The following is a 21,101-nucleotide window of genomic DNA, read 5'->3' as shown; positions in this document are numbered from 1 at the left end:
GGCGGACTCCACTCGAACAAGATCAATAAAAGAAAGAAATCAGGATTTTTTGTAACTCATCGTTTTTGACACACGCCAATATGGCCTGTAGCAAGCCAAAGTGACATGCGAACCGTTTTTCGGTTGTTTTACGACTCACACCCTCCCAAGATCCCGGAGTAGTGATCCCAGAGTAGTGGATGCGATCGGAATGGCGGATCATAGCGCAAAAGGCGCAATAGATCCTCCCCTTCCTCACAGATTAGATCCTTTTTATCCACAGGGCACAACTTCTGTTCGGAGTGTAACCTAGCGCACAGCTTTTCGTGCCCCTCATCATCAGCGATCCCAAAATATTTCAGAATATACTGAAATCACTTTCCTCTTTTCTGGCAACTGATCCTCATTAATATTTTAAGGATCACGCGGCGATCCTTGCGATTTATCCGGGAGTCCGTATAATCCTCAGCCCTACGTGTGATGCCTGATCTCTTGATGGCTTTGGCCAAAAAGAAACCAGCGGTGAACACGGACAGGCTCTTGGTAAACTCCCGATACAGAAAACTTCTGTGCGGGCGGACGCAATGTCAATTGACTCAGGACTGTACAATTATTACAATCCCGCTTCTTTATATGTTGCGATTGAGGCGTCGGTGTCTTCACTCCGAGCAGCCAAACGCGTTTACTGAATCAGTAATTATTTTAAGTTTAGGTAGAAATCGCTATGAAACGCACTTTCCAACCGTCCGTATTGAAGCGCAACCGTAGCCACGGTTTCCGTGCTCGTATGGCCACCAAAAATGGTCGTCAAGTTCTGGCTCGCCGTCGTGCGAAAAGCCGTTCTCGTCTGACTGTTTCTAAGTAATAAAAGCTAACCATCTAAGTGGTTAAGCTAGCATTTCCTAGGGAGTTACGTTTGTTAACTCCCAGTCATTTTACTTTCGTCTTCCAGCAGCCACAACGGGCTGGCACGCCGCAAATCACCATCCTCGGCCGCCTGAACGAGCTGGGGCATCCCCGCATTGGTCTCACCGTCGCCAAAAAACATGTCAAACGTGCTCATGAACGTAATCGGATAAAGCGCCTAGCGCGAGAAAGTTTCCGTTTGCATCAGCATACTTTGCCATCAATGGATTTTGTCGTTTTGGTGAAAAAAGGTGTGGCTGACCTCGATAACCGTGCGTTGACGGAAGCTTTGGAAAAATTATGGCGTCGCCACTGTCGCCAGGCTCCCGCATCCTGATCGGGCTAATCAGGGGCTATCAGCTCGTGATTAGTCCGCTGCTGGGGCCGCGTTGTCGTTTCCATCCGACGTGCTCTCATTACGGAATTGAGGCATTGAGCCGGTTTGGGATGATAAAAGGCAGTTGGTTAACACTGAAACGCGTATTAAAATGCCACCCTTTGAACCCAGGTGGCGATGATCCCGTGCCGCCGAAACCCGACGATAACAGAGAACACTAACGATGGATTCGCAACGCAATCTTCTACTCATCGCTCTGCTGTTCGTGTCTTTCATGATCTGGCAAGCCTGGCAAGTGGATAACAACCCACAACCAGCTGCTCAGACCACGCAACAGACTGCGAATACTGCTACCGGTGATAAAGCAAGCCAGGCTGTGCCAGGCAGTGGTCAGGGTCAACTGATTACTGTAAAAACTGATGTGCTGTCTCTGACCATTAATACCCGTGGCGGTGACATCGAGCAGGCTAACCTGCTGGCTTACCCGGATGCTCTGGGTTCAGACAAAACTTTCGAATTACTGGAAACCACCCCTGCGTTCATTTATCAGGCACAAAGTGGCTTGACGGGCAAAAGTGGTCCAGACAACCCAGCTAACGGTGAGCGCCCGCTGTTCGAGGTGCCTCAAACCAGCTTTGTATTGGCTGATGGTCAAGATGAACTGCGCATTCCACTGACCTTCACCGGTAAAGATGGCTCTGTTTTCACCAAGACTTTCGTGCTGAAACGTAATGACTACGCCATTGGTGTGGACTACCACGTTAAAAACGCCTCAGAAGCCCCGCTGGAACTGACGCTGTTTGGCCAATTAAAGCAAAGCATCAACTTGCCTAAACACCGTGATACTGGCAGCAATAACTTTGCGCTGCATACTTATCGTGGTGCGGCTTACTCTTCTGATGAAACTAAATATAAAAAATACAGCTTTAGTGATATCGAAGACAAAAACTTGGACATCACCACCAAAGGTGGCTGGGTAGCGATGTTGCAGCAGTATTTTGCAACTGCATGGATCCCAACAGCTAACGAAACCAACACGTTCTACTCCGCTGATTTGGGTAACGGCCTCGCAGCGATCGGCTTCAAAGGTGCGCCTGTTGTCATTCAACCCGGCGAGCAGAAGCAACTGAGTGCAACCTTATGGGTTGGTCCAGAAATTCAGGACAAAATGGCGGCTATCGCGCCACATCTGGACCTGACTGTTGATTATGGTTGGTTATGGTTTATTTCTCAGCCACTATTCAAACTGCTGAAATTCATTCACAGCTTTGTCGGTAACTGGGGCTTCTCCATCATTGTTATCACCTTTATCGTGCGCGGTATCATGTACCCGCTGACAAAGGCGCAATACACCTCGATGGCAAAAATGCGTTTGCTACAGCCTAAATTGGCTGCCATGCGTGAGCGTATCGGTGACGATAAGCAGCGTATGAGTCAGGAAATGATGGCGCTGTACAAAGCTGAGAAGGTTAACCCACTGGGTGGCTGCTTACCGCTGATCATTCAGATGCCTATCTTCCTGGCGTTGTATTACATGTTGATGAGCTCTGTTGAATTGCGCCATGCGCCGTTCATCTTGTGGATTCATGACCTGTCAGCACAAGACCCGTACTACATTCTGCCGATTCTGATGGGTATCACCATGTACTTCATTCAGAAGATGTCACCAACGACCGTGACTGACCCAATGCAGCAGAAGATCATGACCTTTATGCCGGTCATCTTCACTGTATTCTTCCTGTGGTTCCCAGCAGGTCTGGTACTGTATTATATCGTCAGTAACTTGGTGACCATCCTGCAACAGCAGTTGATTTATCGTGGTCTGGAAAAACGTGGTTTACACAGCCGCGACAAGAAAAAATCGTCTTAATATGATAAATGCCCAAAGTAATTGGAGTGACGGTTAGGCAGCAAACAAATGACTCCCGATGAGCTGGTGCAGGTCAGTGATTCGGGTGACCAATCTGCCGAAAGCAGATTGAACGCTGTAACTTCAAGAGCCAAGGGTATGATAGGGCGGTCAATATGACCGCCTTATTCTTTTAGAAGAGAGAAATAACCATGAGCACCACTGACACTATCGTGGCACAAGCAACCCCCCCCGGCCGTGGTGGCGTTGGCATTTTACGTGTTTCTGGTCGTGCTGCCGCCACCGTTGCACAGACCGTGTTGGGTAAATTACCCAAGCCGCGCTATGCCGACTATCTGCCTTTTAAAGATGTTGATGGCAGCACATTGGACCAAGGTATTGCTCTCTACTTTCCCGGCCCGAATTCCTTCACGGGCGAAGACGTGCTGGAACTGCAAGGCCATGGCGGCCCAGTTATACTGGATTTGCTATTAAAACGTATTCTGGCCCTTCCAGGGCTGCGGATTGCCCGTCCTGGTGAATTCTCTGAGCGCGCATTTTTAAATGACAAACTGGATTTGGCGCAAGCAGAAGCTATAGCTGACCTGATTGATGCCAGCTCAGAGCAAGCGGCGCGCTCGGCAGTGAATTCATTACAGGGTGCATTTTCTGTCCGTATCCACCAATTGGTGGAAGCACTCACTCACTTGCGCATCTACGTCGAAGCAGCCATTGACTTCCCTGATGAGGAAATTGATTTCCTTTCAGACGGGAAAATTGAAGGCCAGTTAAACGGCGTAATGGCGGATTTGGAGCAAGTGCGCACAGAGGCCCGTCAAGGTAGCCTGTTGCGTGAAGGGATGAAAGTGGTGATTGCTGGTCGCCCTAATGCCGGTAAATCCAGTTTACTCAATGCATTAGCTGGCCGTGAAGCTGCCATCGTGACTGACATCGCCGGAACAACCCGTGATGTGCTGCGAGAACACATTCACATCGATGGTATGCCACTGCATATCATTGATACCGCCGGTTTGCGCGAAGCCAATGATGAAGTTGAACGCATTGGTATCGAACGGGCTTGGCATGAGATTGAACAAGCGGATCGCGTGCTGTTTATGGTTGATGGCACGACCACTGATGCGACTGAACCCGCGGCTATCTGGCCGGAGTTTATGGCGCGGTTGCCTGCAACATTACCCATAACAGTGGTGCGCAATAAAGCCGATATTACCGGTGAAACCTTGGGTTTAACCGAAGTGAATGGTCACTCACTAATCCGCTTATCCGCACGAACGGGTGAAGGTATTGACCTGCTACGTGACCATCTAAAACAAAGCATGGGCTTTACCAGTAATACTGAGGGGGGGTTCCTGGCTCGCCGTCGTCATTTGCAAGCACTGGAAACCGCCGCACAGCATCTGGTTCAAGGCCATGAACAGTTAGTAAGTGCTCACGCAGGTGAGTTGCTGGCAGAAGAATTACGTTTGGCACAACAGTCTTTGAGTGAAATTACGGGCGAATTTAGCTCGGATGACTTACTGGGGCGCATTTTCTCCAGTTTTTGTATCGGAAAATGAGTGTGACGCCATAGAGCCAACACAGATTATCGCTAATTTTGATAGTCTTGCTCTCTGAGTCTAAACAATTATACCCAAAGAACTTGAAGTTACAGGCAGCATAGCCCCTGCAACTTCAAGGATAAAGGGTATAGGCGCTCGAACACTTAACTCTATCTATAAATTGAGGTATCCATGATTATAAAACCACGTGTACGCGGCTTTATCTGTGTGACTGCTCATCCGGCGGGCTGCGAAGCTAACGTCAAAAAGCAAATTGACTACGTCACTGCAGAAGGCGCAATCGCTAATGGCCCAAAACGAGTATTAGTGATTGGTGCGTCAACTGGATACGGGCTAGCCGCCCGCATTACAGCAGCATTTGGTTGTGGTGCCGATACACTGGGCGTTTTCTTTGAACGTCCGGGTGAAGAAGGCAAACCGGGTACCTCTGGCTGGTATAACAGCGCAGCGTTCCACAAATTCGCTGAACAAAAAGGTCTGTATGCGAAAAGCATCAATGGTGATGCTTTCTCTGATGAGATTAAGCGCCTGACTATTGATGCTATCAAGCAAGATTTAGGTCAGGTTGATCAAGTTATCTACAGCTTGGCTTCACCACGTCGTACTCACCCAAAAACCGGTGAAGTGTTTAACTCCACACTGAAACCCATCGGTCATGAAGTGAAATTCCGTGGCCTTGATACCGATAAAGAAGTGATTAAAGAAGCGGTTCTGCAACCAGCGACCCAAGCAGAGATCGACAATACCGTAGCTGTCATGGGCGGTGAAGACTGGCAGATGTGGATTGATGCCCTGCTGGAAGCTGGCGTACTGGCACAAGGCGCGCAAACAACTGCGTTCACTTATCTGGGCGAAAAAATCACCCATGATATCTATTGGAATGGCTCTATTGGCGCGGCCAAGAAAGACTTAGACCAAAAAGTTCTGGCTATTCGCGATAGCTTGTCTGCCCACGGCGGCGGTGATGCCCGTGTTTCCGTGCTGAAAGCGGTTGTAACTCAGGCCAGCTCTGCTATCCCAATGATGCCGCTGTATCTATCACTGTTATTCAAAGTGATGAAAGAGAAAGGAACGCACGAGGGTTGTATCGAGCAAGTTTATTCACTGTACAAAGATAGCCTGTGTGGCAGCACACCACATATGGACCAAGAAGGCCGCCTGCGCGCTGACTACAAAGAACTGGCTCCTGAAGTTCAGGAACAGGTACAACAGTTGTGGGATCAAGTCACTAACGACAACATCTATCAGTTGACTGATTTCACTGGCTATAAGACCGAGTTCTTAAATCTGTTCGGTTTTGCTGTTGATGGCGTGGATTATGATGCTGACGTTAATCCCGTGGTAAAAATCCCTAATCTGATTCAGGGCTAATCACTCAAAAACCCGCCACACCATGTGTAGCGGGTTTTTTATTACAATTCTACTTCTCCCCATAATCTTATTCTGATAACGCCCTATTCTATATCTTGATAATTTCTATATATCGAGAATAGATAAGCTAAGTCTATATTCTTCGTTTACGGACAACCCAATAGCCTGCAACCTTATCAATATATTCTCTTTTAGAATCTGAATTAATATTTATTTCACTGGGAAATTATGATGAAAATGCATTCATTGGCGATACCACTATTCAGTTTAATTATTTTAACTTCACTGAATGCTCATAGCGAAGAGAAGAAAACCATTAAGCTAGGGTTTAATCCTGGCCCTTATAAAGAGCAATTCGAGAAAGGCGTAGCACCCTATTTAACAAAGAAAGGTTACCTTATTGAATATAAAGATTTTAATGATGGCATTCAGGTAAATAATGCGGTCAGCACTGGCGAGATTGATGGCAACATCATGCAGCACCCCATTTATCTACAAGCCATTAATGATCGCCTACGTATTGATAATACGGGTATTGTTCAAGTACCAACCCCGCCGATGGGACTATATTCTGATAAACATCAAAAGCATGATAAGCCGAAAGAGGGAGCGTGGATATCAGTGCCAAATCAACCCTCAAATGAGTACCGTGCAGCACTTTTACTACAATCTATTGGTTGGATAAAATTAAAAGAAAAGATTGATCCCGCGACTTTCTCTCAAAAGGATATTGCAGAGAATCCATATCATTTAGTGATTAAAGAAATGGATAATGCCCAGCAAGTTAGAGCATTGCCTGATGTTGACTTTGGTGCTATTCAAGGAAACTTTGCAGTCTCTAATGGTATAAAACTTACCTCGGCCCTGCAACTTGAAAAACCGACTCCTCAGTTTGTTAATGTGGTAACGGTTGCCGGGAAAAATAAAGATGCTAAATTTGCCAAGGATATTATTGCTGGATATCACTCACCTGAATTCAAAAAATACATTCTGGAAAATGAAAAGTATGCCGGTTATATGCTGCCTGCTTATCTGAACTAATGGAATAACTTGATGATTGAGCTTCAGCATATTTCTAAAACATTTGAACGCAAAGGGATAAAACTTCAGGCGCTTGATGATGTCAGTTTAACTATCGACGATGGCGATATATTTGGCATTATCGGCTATAGCGGAGCGGGAAAAAGTACCTTACTGCGGATGGTCAATTCACTGGAAAGTCCTACGTCAGGAAATGTCGTGATTGATGGTAAGAATTTGCATGAATTTAACCATGAACAGCTTAGACTCCTGAAAAAAAACATTGGGATGATATTCCAAAATTTTAATTTACTGGAATCAAAGACCGTTTTTAAAAATGTCGCTATGCCGCTTATCTTATTAGGAAAAAATAAAAAATTTATTCAGGAGCGAGTTGCTGAATTACTGGATTTTGTTGGGTTGGGTGATAAAAGTCATAGTTTCCCAAGTGAGCTATCGGGCGGTCAAAAGCAGCGGGTCGGCATAGCTCGCGCACTGGCAACGAACCCTTCAATTCTATTATGTGATGAAGCAACGTCATCACTGGATCCGCAAACTACCGCTCAGATTTTACTCTTACTGAAGAAAATAAATCAGCAATATAATATTACCGTGCTGCTGATTACCCATGAAATGTCAGTCATCCAAAAGATATGTAATAAGGTGGCAGTCATGGAGAACGGCCAGATCATTGAACAAGGCTCAGTATTAACCGTCTTCGGTCATCCTACTCATCCTACAACCATTAACTTTGTACGTACCGTAATAAAAGACAGTTTGCCTGAGAGTGTAAAAAAACAATTAGACAGCAGTCATGCCGGTCGCCAATTCAGATTAGCGTTTATGGGAACTATCGCCACACAACCGGTCATTAACCAGTTAATCAAACAATATGACATCGACGTCAACATCCTGTTTGCCAACATGTCAGAGATACAGGACACCACGCTGGGTCATATGGTGCTGCTATTAACCGGAGATAACCACACGATTGAAAGCGCCATCACTTATCTGGCAGAAACAGGAATTGATATACAGGAAATAAATTGATGATCGAAACGGCAATTACTCTGGAGCAATTTATCCAGGCACTGCACGATACCTTGGTGATGGTCAGTATTTCTTTGGTGATCGGTTCTCTTATTGGTATTCCTTTAGGTATTTTACTGGTGGTGACCCGGCCTGGCGGGCTTATTAAGAATCGTGTTTTTTATAATATTCTTAACCCTATTATCAATATTATCCGCTCACTGCCCTTTATTATTTTGATGGTGGCGATCATTCCGCTGACCCGCCTGATTGTGAATACCACCATAGGCACTCCGGGGGCGATTGTGCCACTGATTATTTTTATCGCACCTTATATTGCTCGGCTGGTCGAAAATTCACTGCTGGATGTTAACCCCGGTATTCTGGAAGCCGCAAAATCGATGGGGGCGACGCCATTACAAGCCATTTGGTATTTTTTGTTACCTGAAGCTCTTTCATCGTTAATATTGGCATTGACCACCGCAACCATTGGCCTGATTGGTGCAACAGCGATGGCCGGTACTGTCGGTGGTGGCGGGATTGGCGATTTGGCGATTACTTACGGTTATCAGCGTTTTGATACTTTCGTGACGGTAACCACGGCCATTGTATTAATTATCACCGTGCAACTCATCCAGTCGCTGGGGAATTTATTTGCTCGTAAAATTCGTCGTGAGTGATCAAAAAACCCCTTTTGTTTATCAAAAGGGGTTTCGATTTTTTTGCATCTCCGTGAGGAGTGAATTAAACCTTAAAGCCGCTGATCACCGTTTCCAACTGCAATGTTTGATCCTGCATAGCTTGAGCCGCAGCCGCTACTTGCTCCACCAGCGCCGCATTTTGCTGTGTCGAGTTATCTAACTGATTAATTGCCAAGTTAACCTGTTCGATCCCCAAGCTTTGCTCCTGACTGGATGCCATAATTTCATTCATCAATGCCGCCACATTGGAGACACCGCTCATCAGGTCATCCATGGTTGTTCCTGCGTCAGCCACTAACCCCGTACCAATAGCAATATCCGCGACCGAGTCTTCAATCAGCTTTTTAATTTCGCGCGCAGAAGTCGCGGAGCGTTGAGCCAAATTACGCACTTCGGAGGCCACGACAGCGAAGCCACGCCCCTGCTCACCCGCTCTGGCAGCCTCTACTGCCGCATTCAGCGCCAGAATATTGGTTTGGAAAGCGATGCTATCAATCACACTGATGATATCGACTATTTTTTTCGATGAATGATTGATAGACCCCATAGTGTCCACGACTTGTTTCACTACCGTGCTGCCTTTTACCGCAACCGTTGAGGCATCCATCGCTAATTGGTTGGCGTGGCTAGCATTATCCGCATTTTGTTTCACTGTACTGGTGAGTTCATCCATTGATGCAGCAGTCTGTTCAATGGAGCTGGCTTGATCTTCAGTACGGGCGGATAAGTCCAGATTACCACTGGCGATTTGGCGAGAAGCAGAAGCTATCGCCAAACTGCTTTCACCCACTTTCCGCATCATTTGCTGCAAATAGTCGATAAAATCATTGAAGCTCTGGTTAATGGCATTGAACTCCGGACTTGTACTTTGTGGCAAGCGCTGGGTTAAATCAGCCCCACCGGCTGACAGTGCGGTGATATTTTCTTTCAAAACCGCCAGACGTTTCATAAAGACACGGATAGAAAATACCAAGAAGAGCAGCAATAACAACATAATGGGGATCTGCACTAACCCCAAATGCATCAGAATGCTGTGGCTCTGTTTAACCAATAAGCTGGTAGGCAAATCAGTGACCAGATACCACGGACTATTGGCGATAGGGCGGATGAACAGTGTGTGTGATGTTCCATCGACATCAAATTCACTTTCCAGTGATTTCTGATCTTTCATCTGCGCCAGTAGCCGCTGTGTTTCTGCTGCCATCGGCGAACTGCTGGCAAAATCTGACAAGTTCTTTAACTCAGCTTTGCCGTCGGCCAAAGCACTGCTACCCACAATTTTGCCATCAGCTTCAACAATCAGAATGGTGCCATTCACTTTCTGTTCCATCTCTTTAACCAAGCGGTTAAAGAAACCTAAAGTGACGTCGATGGTTGAAACACCATATACCTCGTCACCTTTATAAATCGCCATCGCGCAGTTTGTCCTCGGTTGCGGGCTGGCATCATCTTGATAAGCCTTAGCCCAGGCACAGAAACCTTTGGGAGCATTGAGGCCATCTTTATACCAAGGTTGTTCAAAGTAATTTTGTGACTCTGCCGAGTTCCAATGGGTGTTAACGGTTAATTTATTATCCCCATTGCGGGCAAAGAAGGTGCTGAATTTAATCACCCCTTGCTCACGTTTATTCGGTAATGGCCAAATCCCACCACCAAAGACATTACTGTCGCCATATTGATCCACTAACCCCGGTAATAATTGGTCGATGGTATTACTGTCCATTATGGCAACAGCCTGCGTAATACTACGGGCTTGTGCTTCTACTTTATTCATTTGCGCCGTTATAGCCGTCGCGATTTGGTCGACGCTGTTGCCAATAATGGTGCTTTCAGACTGTTTGAGTTGTGGTGTCACAAAAAACTGAATAACCACCACGGTGATTATCAGCAAGAAAATGAAAAACGCACTAACGAGTAGGGTGAATCGGGCTTGAGTGGTTTTTAGCATTATCGAGTCGCTCAATGTAAGAGAGCTGGATAGCTCCAGATCTATTAACGGCATTTCTCGCACAGACTTGATAACACAAAGAAACGATTTTTTCGTTCCTCTCCTGTGATCACAATTTCAGTGTAATAAACCCGCAACTAGCACTGATTTAAGTGAAATTTAAAGAGATAACACCGTAGATAGTCATTGTTTTATCGTGCAATTCTGGCCTACTCTTGAAGAAGATCATGTGTGTTTTTAACTCAATGGGAGTATGTCATGTCACAGCAACCCCTTAAAATTGTTACCTTGCTGGGTAGTTTACGGAGTGGTTCCTACAACGCCATGGTGGCACGTGCACTGCCCAAATTAGCACCCGCGGGAGTGACGATTGAAGCCCTGCCTTCTATCCGCGACATCCCACTTTATGATGCTGACGTGCAACAGGAAGATGGATTCCCAGCCGCCATTCAGGCTATTGCTGACCAGATTCGTCAGGCCGATGGGGTCATTATCGTGACTCCGGAATATAACTATTCCGTTCCGGGTGGGCTGAAAAATGCCATCGACTGGCTATCTCGTTTACCTAACCAACCCTTGGCGGGCAAACCAGTGGCGATTCAGACTAGCTCAATGGGGCCTGTGGGTGGCGCACGCTGCCAATATCACTTACGCCAGATTTTGGTCTTCCTTGATGCGATGGTGATGAATAAACCTGAATTTATGGGTGGCGTCATTCAAAGCAAAGTCGATGAGCAATCCAAAGAACTGATTGACCAAGGCACACTGGATTTCCTCACCAGCCAGCTTTCTGCCTTTGCTACCTATATTGATCGCGTTCGTGTGAAATAATCTGTCATCAAAAAAACCCTCACGGCTTTGCGGCCTTGGGGGTTTTCTCCCTGTCACGACACATGTTATCAATAGCCACCTTCTCTTTTGTGGATACCCCTGACTGATGGCCATTAAAATCACGCTTTGGCTTATTCTGACCCTAATATCCACTTCCTGGCTGAGTTGGTACGGGCTAAACACACAACAAGCCGAACGTGAAGCAGAGTTCCGCACCACTCACCGTGAACTGAGCCAACAACTGGCCCAGCAACAGGCTATTTTATTTTTGGCGTTAGAACCAAGCCAGCTAACGCAATTGCAGCGTCATTTTCCACAGTTGGTAGCGATAAACCAAATCCCCGCAGACAGCTCAAAAGCAGGTCAACTTAGCTTGCACATTCAGGGGGGGGATTACCGACTATCTAACTCATACAGTGGCAGCGGTTTACAAGTTAATGGCCAAAAATTACTGCAAGTGGTGGGCTTACCCGCGCATTTTGACAGTTTAGTGTTGCTCTATCAGCAGCATCAACTGGCTGTTTTGGGCCATTCATCAGCCGAGAGCTTCTGGCAGTGGCAAAAACCTTTGGGGGATGGAGCGCAATCTTTCACTTTAGTCGCCCATGCAACCCCGGCTTGGCGTGATTTACCTTGGTTCACCGCCCTGCTATTTTCGCTAATAACTGCCGCCGCACTCTATGGCTGGCAACGCTGGCAGCAATTGGCACAATATCGTGCACATGCCGAGCAACGCGCCAAATTTGCCGACCAAGCCAGACTGAATGCCATGGGGGAAATTGCGACCGGGATCGCCCATGAATTAAACCAGCCACTGACCGCTACGCTGACTTATAACCAAACCGCACTAAGATTATTGCCACCACAAGATGAGAAAGTGGCACCATTGCTGGTGGCTTCAGTGGCACAAATCAAACGGATTGCTGCTTTGCTGGATCGCCTGCGCACTTTACTCAGCCGTGGGCAGATAAACTTGCAGCCAGTGATAGTGGCCGATATCTGGCAACGCGTTAACGTGTTGTTGAGCCATGAAATCACCGCAGCTAACGTCACCATTTTAAACACCATTCCAGCTCATTTACCTGCACTCCAGAGTGACCCTCTGTGGTTGGAACAGGTTCTACATAACTTACTCAGCAACGCGATTCATGCGATACAAAAGACCCCCACGCCAACGGTTTATTTCACCGTTAGCCGGCACACCAAGCAATGGGTTATTCAGATTGAAGATAACGGACCAGGGCTCACTCAACAGCAACTCGATCACTTGTTTACCCCCTTCTATACCACTCGAGAAAGCGGCTTAGGATTAGGGCTGACGCTATGTGAAACATTAGTACAGCGAATGGGAGGTGACATAAAAGCTGGGAACAGCGAACATGGCGGAGCCTGTTTTAGCCTGACTTTTCCTCTGATTACTGGGAGCGCGCATGACCAAGCACATTTATCTGATTGATGACGATGAAGGCGTACGAGCGGCCTTGACCGCGCTACTCACGACCATGGGTTGGGAAATTAACGCCTTTAGTGACGGCCAGGCCTTCCTCGATACTTTGGTTGTGACCCAGCCCAGTTGTGTGTTGTTGGATATTCGTATGCCGGGTAAAAGCGGAATGACGATATTAGAAGCTATTCAATCTAGTGATAGCTCACTCCCGGTCATCATTATGACAGGGCACGGCAATGTTGAATTATGCCGCCGGGCTTTTAAAGGGGGAGCGCTGGAGTTTTTAACCAAACCCATTGATGCCGATGTGCTCATCGAAACCATCAGCATGGCGCTGGAACAACACGAGCAGGCACTGACGACTCAGCAACAGCAGGCCAGCTATCAACAATTGCTCGGTCAACTCTCTGCTCGTGAACGAGAAGTTGCCGCACTGATTATTCAGGGTGAAACCAGCAAGCAAATTGCACATATATTGTCACTTTCACCGCGAACCGTGGAAGCGCATCGCGCTAACATTTTTGCCAAGCTAGATGTTAGCTCACTGGCCTTACTTATTCATCACTATGCATCACTGATACCTCGTCATTCCTAGCCCTACAGGCACGTCGAGTACGCCGGAGATAGGTAGAAATACCTAGCAAAACGGGTAGTTAGCCGAATGTTTTTTCACCACTTTTCGCCGTAGGATAGCGCCACAGTGATGAAATCACTTCGCTAACAATAAGGATTTTATATGATCAAGCCTATCGCCCTGACCTCCGCCTTATTCATTGGCCTGATAACTCAAGCCTCTGCTGCGGGTTTAAACACTGAACGCAACCTCTCTTTGGCGCTAGCCACTGATTTAGCCAGCCGTACCCTCGCGGTATGTCAGGCCGACGGCTATAACGTTGCGGTCACAGTTGTAGACCGTGCTGGCATCATCAAAACCGTGCTACGTGCTGATAATGCTGGGCCACATACGGTAAAAGCCAGTGAGCAAAAAGCCTTTACAGCCTTGTCGACCAAAACCCCTAGTGGACAGGTGATGGAAAATAGCCAGAAAACGCCAGCTGCCAATAACCTGAAAGACATTCCTGGTTTCTTGCTGTTAGGTGGCGGAGTGCCCGTGAAAGCGGGTGATGAAGTGGTGGGTGCGGTCGGTGTTGCCGGTGCACCAGGCGGGCATTTGGATGCTCAATGCGCCACGCAGGCTCTGGAACAAATCAGCGCTCAGTTGAAAGCATAAAAACACAAGGTTATAAACAAAACGCCCCCCATCAACCAAGATGGAGGGCGTTTTCACGACAACTTGCCAGTCATGAATTATCAGTGATCAACAAAAGCAATTTTCAACACAAACAGCAATGCAACCACGACTACACATGGGCTAATTTCACGCCAACGCCCCGTACCCAACTTCATCAGACAGTAAGAGATAAAGCCCAGCGCGATCCCCTCAGTAATTGAGAAGCTAAATGGCATCATCACCGCAGTGACAAACGCCGGAACCGCTTCAGTTAAATCATCCCATTTCACCCGAGATAGGCTGGATGTCATCAGCACGCCGACATAAATCAGTGCGCCAGCAGCGGCATACGCAGGAACCATCCCGGCCAGTGGGGAAATAAACATAACCAGCAGGAATAGGATCCCAACCACCACGGCAGTTAAACCAGTACGGCCACCAACTGACACACCTGAGGAACTTTCGATATAAGCGGTGACTGACGATGTACCAATAAAAGCACCGGCAACCGAGCTGATGCTATCCACATACAGCGCTTGTTTCATACGCGGGAACTTGCCTTTATGGTCGGTCAAACCGGCTTTATCCGTCACACCAATCAATGTGCCGGATGAATCAAAAAGGTTAACCAGCATGAACGAGAAAATAATCCCCGCCATACCAATATTCAGTGCACCGGCTAAATCGACCTGCCCAACCACTGACGTCACACTTGGCGGCATGGAGAAAATACCGGAGTAATGCACATCACCCAGCGCCCAGCCAATTAAGGTGGTTACCACAATAGAAACCAGCACCGCAGCATGAATATTACGTGATGCCAGCACCGCGATAATAAAGAAGCCCAATGCTCCCAACAGCACACTGTGAGAGGTCAGATCCCCTACCATCACCAACGTATCCGGATTTGCCACCACGATACCGGCATTTTTCAGCCCCATCATGGCAATAAACAAGCCAATACCACTGGTGATCCCCACCCGTAGACTCAATGGAATGTTAGCAATCATCCAGTAACGAATGCGGAAAATGGTCAGTAAAAGGAAACCGATTGCGCCCCAGAAGATAGCCCCCATGCCCACTTGCCATGAAATCCCCATCGCACCAACTACAACAAAAGCGAAGAAAGCATTAAGCCCCATCGCCGGTGCCAACGCGACTGGCAGGTTAGCCAACAGGCCCATAAAAATACTGCCGAAAGCGGCAATCAGGCAGGTGGTCACAAACACAGCCTGCACATCCATCCCCGCAACCCCTAAAATTTGCGGGTTGACGAATACGATATAGACCATGGTCAGGAATGTGGTCATACCCGCAATTAGCTCAGTGCGCGCGGTTGTACCGTGTTGTTTTAGTTTAAATACACGTTCGAGCAGCCCCTGCTCAGTATCAAGGTTTGGTTTACTCATTCGAGGCGTTCCACAAAAGGGAGTGATAGTTGGGGATATCCTATAACAAAAAAACCGTTGTTTAGAGCGAGATCACACTCTTTTTGGTTGTTTTTTATCTCCCTTGTTGCGCAACAAGTGTTTAGATATTAACCACGCATTATTCAACTTATTGAATTTTAGTCATTTGATATGAGTTATATTGCTAGCAGGGTAATTATTTATCGCATTATTGGGCAGGATGGTTAAAGTGAAGTCAGCCATCATTTATACAATTCGTGATTTATACCATTAAAGGATGAGATGTGAACCAGATAGAATGCGTCATGTTCGATTGCGATGGAACCTTGGTCGACAGTGAAGTTCTATGTTGTCGGGCGTACGTCGTGATGTTTGCCCATTATGATATTCACCTGTCACTGGAAGAGGTGATAAAGCGTTTTAAAGGGGTGAAACTCAATGAAATCGTCGCGCTTGTCAGCCAAGAAAATGGTTTAGATGAACCGATAGACACATTGGAAAAACTCTATCGAGCTGAGGTAGCGCGTTTGTTCGATGCGCAATTGCAGCCTATCGCCGGTGCCAAGGCGCTATTAGAGCAAATAACTTTACCGGTTTGTGTGGTGTCCAACGGGCCAGTGAGCAAAATGCAACACTCCCTTGGTCTGACCGGCTTACTGCCCTTCTTTGAAGACCGGCTGTATAGCGGTTACGACATCCAACGCTGGAAGCCAGATCCAGCCCTGATTTACCATGCCGCACAAGAGATGCAGGTTGCCACCGAGCATTGTATTTTGGTCGAAGATTCTGCTGCCGGAACTCATGCAGGGGTAGCGGCGGGTATTCCTGTGTTTTACTACTGCGCCGATCCACATAACCAGCCTATTCACCACCCCTTGGTCACCATGTTTGATGATATGCAGCAACTGCCCGAGTTATGGCGCGCCAGAGGTTGGGATATCACTCGCCACTGATTATCGCCACATATTGGTGACGCTGGGACATAGCACCAGCGTCATCAGTAAGCTAACTGGGTACCAGTGCTGATAAAGGTTTATTCTATAAAACCAAGTTTGAATACTTCCTTACCTGCCAAAGACTCTAAATTTGGTCGCTCTGGATAAAAGGGCAATAGCGGGAAGAAAACCGAGCCACCAATAATGCTTCTGCTGCTCGAATCTTTAGGGCGCAATCCCCAAATATTCTGATATGTCATCGGCACCTCCTCTCCATTAACAGTAGCGTTACCGATATACAGCATAATGTGGCCCTTAATATAAATCAGAGTGGTAAAAGGTTTACCGTGATCTTTTAGATACTTTATACGCTTATTAAGTAGCTCTTTGCTGAGGTCAACCACTCTGATTTCCTGTATCTGTTGTGCAGAGTTTCTGGGTAGAAATAGACCAAATGGCATCATCAGGCTGCGTATTTCTGCTGAACAATCATTATAAAAATGATAATTTCCCCAACCATATGGCCTGCCACTCATTGATTTCATTAAAGTCGCTATATTGGCGGGCGTCATTTTCCACGGCATGGCTGTGAATTGATCTTTTTTCAGGGTGACCCAGTTAATTTCCACATGGCTGTCACCTTTTCGAACAGGAATGGCAACCTGATAACCACCTGATTTCTCACTACTGAAAGGCAGGATAGTCCCGGGGCGGGCAGTAAAATAGAACTGTTCACCTTTATGCACCGATACGGGCTCTTTGATAACAGCGCCCAGGTTTTTCTCCGCCAGTGATATCCATTCAGCAATAAACTTCGGCCCCACAACAGCGACATCATCACTTTTTACCCATCCCGTTACAGTGGGAGAGGCAATATATTTCCAGTTTTTATCCTGGCTGGCGGCAAAAACATAAATGGGAGTACCGGGCCTGACCGAAGAATCCTGTAAGTTATCAAAAGGATATCCCTGCCCCGCCTCACGAGGGTCATCATAAGCAGGATCGTCCGTTGGTAACATTCTAACTAACGTCTCTCTGAGAGTGATACCCCGGCCTGAAGGGTGATAAATGCCATCAATATTGATATCGGCATTATTTCTTACCGTCTCTTTCCAGACGGAAGAGTTCACTCTAAAATTTTCACCATAAGAAATACTGTCTTGACTCAGAAACTCTTTTATTATTTTATCATGCTCAATTATGACAGAATCACTTCCACTCAGAATGGATGATATATAATAGGGATTCCAAGGAGAATGATCCTCTTTATTCATTCCGAAATAATGCGATTTTAAGTTAGCGAAATTTCGCGTCTGAGTCACTCCATCCATAACCGGAATGTTTATTTTCTCCGATTTTGGGGATATCCATTTATCAACAGATTGCGAATAATTATCCATCGGGAAAATAGTCTTGGTTGGGTCGACATAATCTAACCCCTCTGAGTTTTTAGTGGTAACAGTGCCGTCCACCAAGCCCTGTGGCTCTTTCGCGGTCAAGGAACAAGAGACAAGACAAATAGATATCAGTAAAAGAAAATAAATTTTCATTGCTGCATCCCTGTAATGTAAAAAACCAATTTACCGTACTATAAGGATTTTCTGGGTAACGCAAATTCTATTCTTATTTCATTTAGCTAACATTTATTTATCAAGTAAAATTCACAATAATAACCATCATGGGAATTATTATCTCCATAATGATTATTATTTATCCAATTCTTGTAGCACTTCTTAGATAGGCATTACTTTTGAATTGCCGGTTAATAACCGTTTGAGGGTATTTTGCTTCTTGATGGCATGTTGTGGGCTAAAACGACGATTCAGGCCATTTGCCAGCAGATCCAGTGCCAGACATAACACAAAGTAGATCAACGCCACAAACAGGAAGACCTCCATTGGGTAAACCATACTGCGGTTGTTGACCTGAGTAGCCAAAAACGTCAACTCATTCACCCCAACAATATATGCCAGCGAGGTATCCTTAATCAGCGAAATCCATTGATTAATAAAGGAAGGCACCATCATGCGCAGTGCTTGTGGTAAGACAATAAACCACAATACCTGCCAGCGATTGAAACCTAGCGACAGGCCAGCCTGCCATTGGCCCGCACCAATCGCGACAATTCCCGCTTTTACAGCATGGGCTAAATAAGCAGAGGCAATCAATGCCAGTGCGCACACGACAGTGGTGATTTCAGGAATATCCACGCCGAAGACAATCGGCAGTAGAAAATAAGTCCAGAAGATCAACATAATGACGGGAATTGCACGGAAAAAACCTAAAACAGCCGCTAATATACCAGCCCAAACACCACGGGACATTGCCAGCAAGACGCCCAAAATCGTACCTAAAATAGCTGAAGCGACTCCCGCCATGAGGCTTATCAGCAAAGTTAAGGCTGCTCCCCCCAGTGGACCATCAGGGAAAGTCCCCCACAGCAGATAAGTCCAGTTATCGGCAATAATCGTAAAATCCATCTCAATGCCCCTTGATTGCTGCTGTTCGCTGTTGACGCCACATGCCCCACGCTTCAATCAGCGCAATAATTGCGATATATAACACCGTTGCCACGCCAAAAGCCTGGAATGTCCGCAATGTCTCCGTCTCAACTTGGCGAGATGCATAAGAAAGTTCGGCCACACCAATCGCCATCGCTAATGACGAGTTTTTAATAATGTTCATATATTGACCCAGCAAGGGCGGCATCGCGATTTTCAGCGCTTGTGGCAGGACGACATGCCGCATGGCTTGCCACCCGGTCAACCCTAAGGCATGGGCTGCATATTTTTGCCCTTTTGCAACCCCACTGATGCCAGAGCGCAGCTCTTCAGCAATAAATGCCGTGGAGTAGAGAGTCAACCCGATGAAACCGGCTAAAAACTCAAATGAAGGCCAGTTCAAGGTTAAGCCGAATACACTGATTTCATGAGGGGTATTGAGCCAAGGAATCCAAGATGCAGGCAAGAATTGGCTAGCCGCAAAGTACCAAAAGAATAATTGGATCAGTAAAGGGGTATTGCGAAATAGCGTACTGTAACCCATCGCAAACCATTGCAATGTTTTGAGTTCACTGTCTCTGGCTGCGGCCAACAGAAAACCCAAAAGTGTGGAAGCCACCACCGTGCAGGCGGAAATCCACAACGTCAGTAGAAACCCATCCCACAACCAACTGAGATATTGTGGGGCCAACAACCAATCAGTGAGATGATGTAGATTCATGGCCAATCATACCTATATTGCCCTGATACCATCCCCCTAATAACATGAGTTTTAAATTCCATCTTATTTTTACTTCCTGACTCAACATATCAATACGTTATAGGGGTATACCTAAAGTAATGGGTATTGCAGGTAGGCTGCCAACAAACAAAGCCCGATGAGCTTACGTGGTAAGTGATTCGGGTGAATGAGCGCAGCTAACATCCCTGCAACGTCAAGTACCAAAGGTACAACGCCCCGCATTGTGACAATGCAGGGCTTATCTCTTCTCAGTTCAACACCCAATTATGCTTTAGGCTGTTGATCCAACGGTGCAAATTTAAATTCACCACGTGGTTGAGCTGCGTTGGTTGCCGGGCCAAACCAGCGGTCGTAAATTTTCGCGGCTTCACCGTCTTTTTCCAGCTTAACGAGTGTTTCGTTCACACTGGCAGTTAAACGATCTTCACCTTTAGGAATACCAACACCTTGATATTCTTTGGTAATACTGAAGGGAGATATTTCAAAATCGGCTTTTTGTGCTTCAGGCAGATTACCCAGCAAGCCAACTAATTTGGCATCATCTTGGGTGATAGCTTGGACATTCCCATTACGCAGAGCAGTAAATGCCAGTGGTGTATCATCGTAAGAAATAACTTTAGCCGTTGGATAATGCTCACGCAGGGTTATTTCCTGTACTGTGCCTTTATCCGCACCAATACGTAACTTGCCGATATCTTCTGGTGTTTTCAGCACACCTTTATGAGCAATAAATTTCTGGCCGGTTGCGAAATAAGGCAGGCTGAAGTTCACTTCCTTGGCGCGTTCATCTGTAATTGTGAAGTTAGCGGCAATCAGATCCACTTTCTTAGATGTCAGTAACGGGATGCGGTTAGCCGGGTTGGTTGCCCGCAATTCAACTTTTACACCTAAATCTTTAGCAATTGCATTCGCAACATCCACGTCATATCCCACCAGCTTTTTAGTCTGTGGATCGATATAACCAAATGGGGGATTGCTATCGAAAACAGCAATTCGCACTACACCAGCTTGTTTAATATCATCAAGTTTATCCGCGTGAGCCACACCTGAAAGTGTTGCCAGACTCGCTAATAGCGTTAATGCCAGAACATTTTTTTTCGTGGACAAAGAGTGCTTCATTGAAAGCTCCTAAAAGGATTGAGATGTTGCGATATGTGTAAGCTATCAAGTCAGCGTTAGGTCAGGAAATAATATAAAACGATATATTTATAACCAATTAATCTCAGTGAATGAGTCTGTTTATATTGAAAATGAAAGAGAGATCATTGGCAGGCTAATAACGCGA

At 46.4% G+C, this 21,101-nt stretch carries 20 protein-coding genes; 14 read left to right on the top strand and 6 right to left on the bottom strand.

Annotated features, from left to right (window positions below):
• Positions 1–703: 703 nt before the first annotated feature.
• The 9 genes from rpmH (at position 704) to ACIOG0_RS21940 (ending at position 8,751) form a co-directional block, all read left to right on the top strand.
• Positions 704–844, top strand: coding sequence for a 50S ribosomal protein L34 (gene rpmH / locus ACIOG0_RS21980; RefSeq protein WP_002220736.1), 141 nt, complete (start codon positions 704–706; stop codon positions 842–844).
• A gap of 18 nt (positions 845–862) precedes the next feature.
• On the top strand, positions 863–1,222 hold the full coding sequence (rnpA, locus tag ACIOG0_RS21975; protein WP_005161101.1) for a ribonuclease P protein component: 360 nt from the start codon (positions 863–865) through the stop codon (positions 1,220–1,222).
• Complete coding sequence (yidD, locus tag ACIOG0_RS21970) at positions 1,186–1,443, top strand: membrane protein insertion efficiency factor YidD (protein ID WP_005161103.1); 258 nt, start codon at positions 1,186–1,188, stop codon at positions 1,441–1,443. Before rnpA ends, yidD begins: the two co-directional genes overlap by 37 nt.
• A gap of 2 nt (positions 1,444–1,445) precedes the next feature.
• A complete protein-coding gene (gene yidC / locus ACIOG0_RS21965) occupies positions 1,446–3,092 on the top strand; it encodes a membrane protein insertase YidC (RefSeq protein WP_050099350.1) in 1,647 nt (548 codons plus the stop codon).
• A 191-nt stretch (positions 3,093–3,283) separates the two neighbouring features.
• The gene (gene mnmE / locus ACIOG0_RS21960) at positions 3,284–4,648 is read left to right on the top strand and encodes a tRNA uridine-5-carboxymethylaminomethyl(34) synthesis GTPase MnmE (protein WP_050295608.1); all 1,365 of its coding nucleotides are present in this window, start codon (positions 3,284–3,286) and stop codon (positions 4,646–4,648) included.
• A 174-nt stretch (positions 4,649–4,822) separates the two neighbouring features.
• Positions 4,823–6,022 carry an enoyl-ACP reductase FabV gene (fabV, locus tag ACIOG0_RS21955; protein WP_050099347.1) on the top strand — a complete coding sequence of 400 codons (1,200 nt, stop codon included), beginning with the start codon at positions 4,823–4,825 and terminating at the stop codon, positions 6,020–6,022.
• 231 nt (positions 6,023–6,253) lie between these two features.
• Complete coding sequence (locus ACIOG0_RS21950) at positions 6,254–7,063, top strand: MetQ/NlpA family ABC transporter substrate-binding protein (RefSeq protein ID WP_050295603.1); 810 nt, start codon at positions 6,254–6,256, stop codon at positions 7,061–7,063.
• Positions 7,064–7,075: 12 nt separating this feature from the next.
• Positions 7,076–8,092, top strand: a complete 1,017-nt coding sequence (locus ACIOG0_RS21945) for a methionine ABC transporter ATP-binding protein (RefSeq protein ID WP_050295600.1) — start codon at positions 7,076–7,078, stop codon at positions 8,090–8,092.
• Positions 8,092–8,751, top strand: coding sequence for a methionine ABC transporter permease (locus ACIOG0_RS21940; RefSeq protein WP_050099341.1), 660 nt, complete (start codon positions 8,092–8,094; stop codon positions 8,749–8,751). Before ACIOG0_RS21945 ends, ACIOG0_RS21940 begins: the two co-directional genes overlap by 1 nt.
• A 64-nt stretch (positions 8,752–8,815) precedes the next feature.
• On the opposite strand, the gene ACIOG0_RS21935 is transcribed toward ACIOG0_RS21940, so the two are convergent.
• Positions 8,816–10,720, bottom strand: coding sequence for a methyl-accepting chemotaxis protein (locus tag ACIOG0_RS21935; RefSeq protein WP_164908396.1), 1,905 nt, complete (start codon positions 10,718–10,720; stop codon positions 8,816–8,818).
• Positions 10,721–10,978: 258 nt separating this feature from the next.
• Here ACIOG0_RS21935 and ACIOG0_RS21930 point away from each other — a divergent pair, with 258 nt between their 5' ends.
• The 4 genes from ACIOG0_RS21930 (at position 10,979) to ACIOG0_RS21915 (ending at position 14,229) form a co-directional block, all read left to right on the top strand.
• The gene (locus tag ACIOG0_RS21930; RefSeq protein WP_050099338.1) at positions 10,979–11,551 is read left to right on the top strand and encodes an NADPH-dependent FMN reductase; all 573 of its coding nucleotides are present in this window, start codon (positions 10,979–10,981) and stop codon (positions 11,549–11,551) included.
• A gap of 106 nt (positions 11,552–11,657) precedes the next feature.
• Positions 11,658–13,007 (top strand): sensor histidine kinase, encoded by a 1,350-nt coding sequence (locus tag ACIOG0_RS21925; protein ID WP_050099336.1) that lies wholly within the window; start codon positions 11,658–11,660, stop codon positions 13,005–13,007.
• On the top strand, positions 12,982–13,593 hold the full coding sequence (locus ACIOG0_RS21920; RefSeq protein WP_050295597.1) for a response regulator transcription factor: 612 nt from the start codon (positions 12,982–12,984) through the stop codon (positions 13,591–13,593). The genes ACIOG0_RS21925 and ACIOG0_RS21920 overlap by 26 nt, the downstream gene beginning before the upstream one ends.
• Before the next feature lie 141 nt (positions 13,594–13,734).
• Complete coding sequence (locus ACIOG0_RS21915) at positions 13,735–14,229, top strand: heme-binding protein (RefSeq protein ID WP_050099332.1); 495 nt, start codon at positions 13,735–13,737, stop codon at positions 14,227–14,229.
• Positions 14,230–14,309: 80 nt separating this feature from the next.
• On the opposite strand, the gene ACIOG0_RS21910 is transcribed toward ACIOG0_RS21915, so the two are convergent.
• On the bottom strand, positions 14,310–15,638 hold the full coding sequence (locus ACIOG0_RS21910) for an NCS2 family permease (protein ID WP_050099330.1): 1,329 nt from the start codon (positions 15,636–15,638) through the stop codon (positions 14,310–14,312).
• A gap of 284 nt (positions 15,639–15,922) precedes the next feature.
• On the opposite strand from ACIOG0_RS21910, the gene yieH reads away from it, so the two are divergent.
• The gene (yieH, locus tag ACIOG0_RS21905) at positions 15,923–16,591 is read left to right on the top strand and encodes a 6-phosphogluconate phosphatase (RefSeq protein ID WP_050099328.1); all 669 of its coding nucleotides are present in this window, start codon (positions 15,923–15,925) and stop codon (positions 16,589–16,591) included.
• An 80-nt stretch (positions 16,592–16,671) separates the two neighbouring features.
• On the opposite strand, the gene ACIOG0_RS21900 is transcribed toward yieH, so the two are convergent.
• The 4 genes from ACIOG0_RS21900 to ACIOG0_RS21885 form a co-directional block, all read right to left on the bottom strand.
• Positions 16,672–18,123: an SH3 domain-containing protein gene (locus ACIOG0_RS21900; protein WP_145579526.1), complete on the bottom strand. Its 1,452-nt coding sequence runs from the start codon at positions 18,121–18,123 to the stop codon at positions 16,672–16,674.
• A gap of 183 nt (positions 18,124–18,306) precedes the next feature.
• Positions 18,307–19,053: an amino acid ABC transporter permease gene (locus ACIOG0_RS21895; RefSeq protein WP_050099325.1), complete on the bottom strand. Its 747-nt coding sequence runs from the start codon at positions 19,051–19,053 to the stop codon at positions 18,307–18,309.
• Between the two features lies 1 nt (position 19,054).
• Entirely contained in the window at positions 19,055–19,795 is a 741-nt protein-coding gene (locus ACIOG0_RS21890; protein WP_050140092.1) for an amino acid ABC transporter permease, read from the bottom strand.
• A gap of 285 nt (positions 19,796–20,080) precedes the next feature.
• Positions 20,081–20,935 (bottom strand): ABC transporter substrate-binding protein, encoded by an 855-nt coding sequence (locus ACIOG0_RS21885; protein ID WP_050099322.1) that lies wholly within the window; start codon positions 20,933–20,935, stop codon positions 20,081–20,083.
• Positions 20,936–21,101: the final 166 nt, after the last annotated feature.

The organism is Yersinia vastinensis (assembly GCF_044905075.1).
GTDB classification, from domain to species: Bacteria; Pseudomonadota; Gammaproteobacteria; order Enterobacterales; family Enterobacteriaceae; genus Yersinia; species Yersinia vastinensis.
This window is presented reverse-complemented; position numbering and strand designations above follow the sequence as displayed.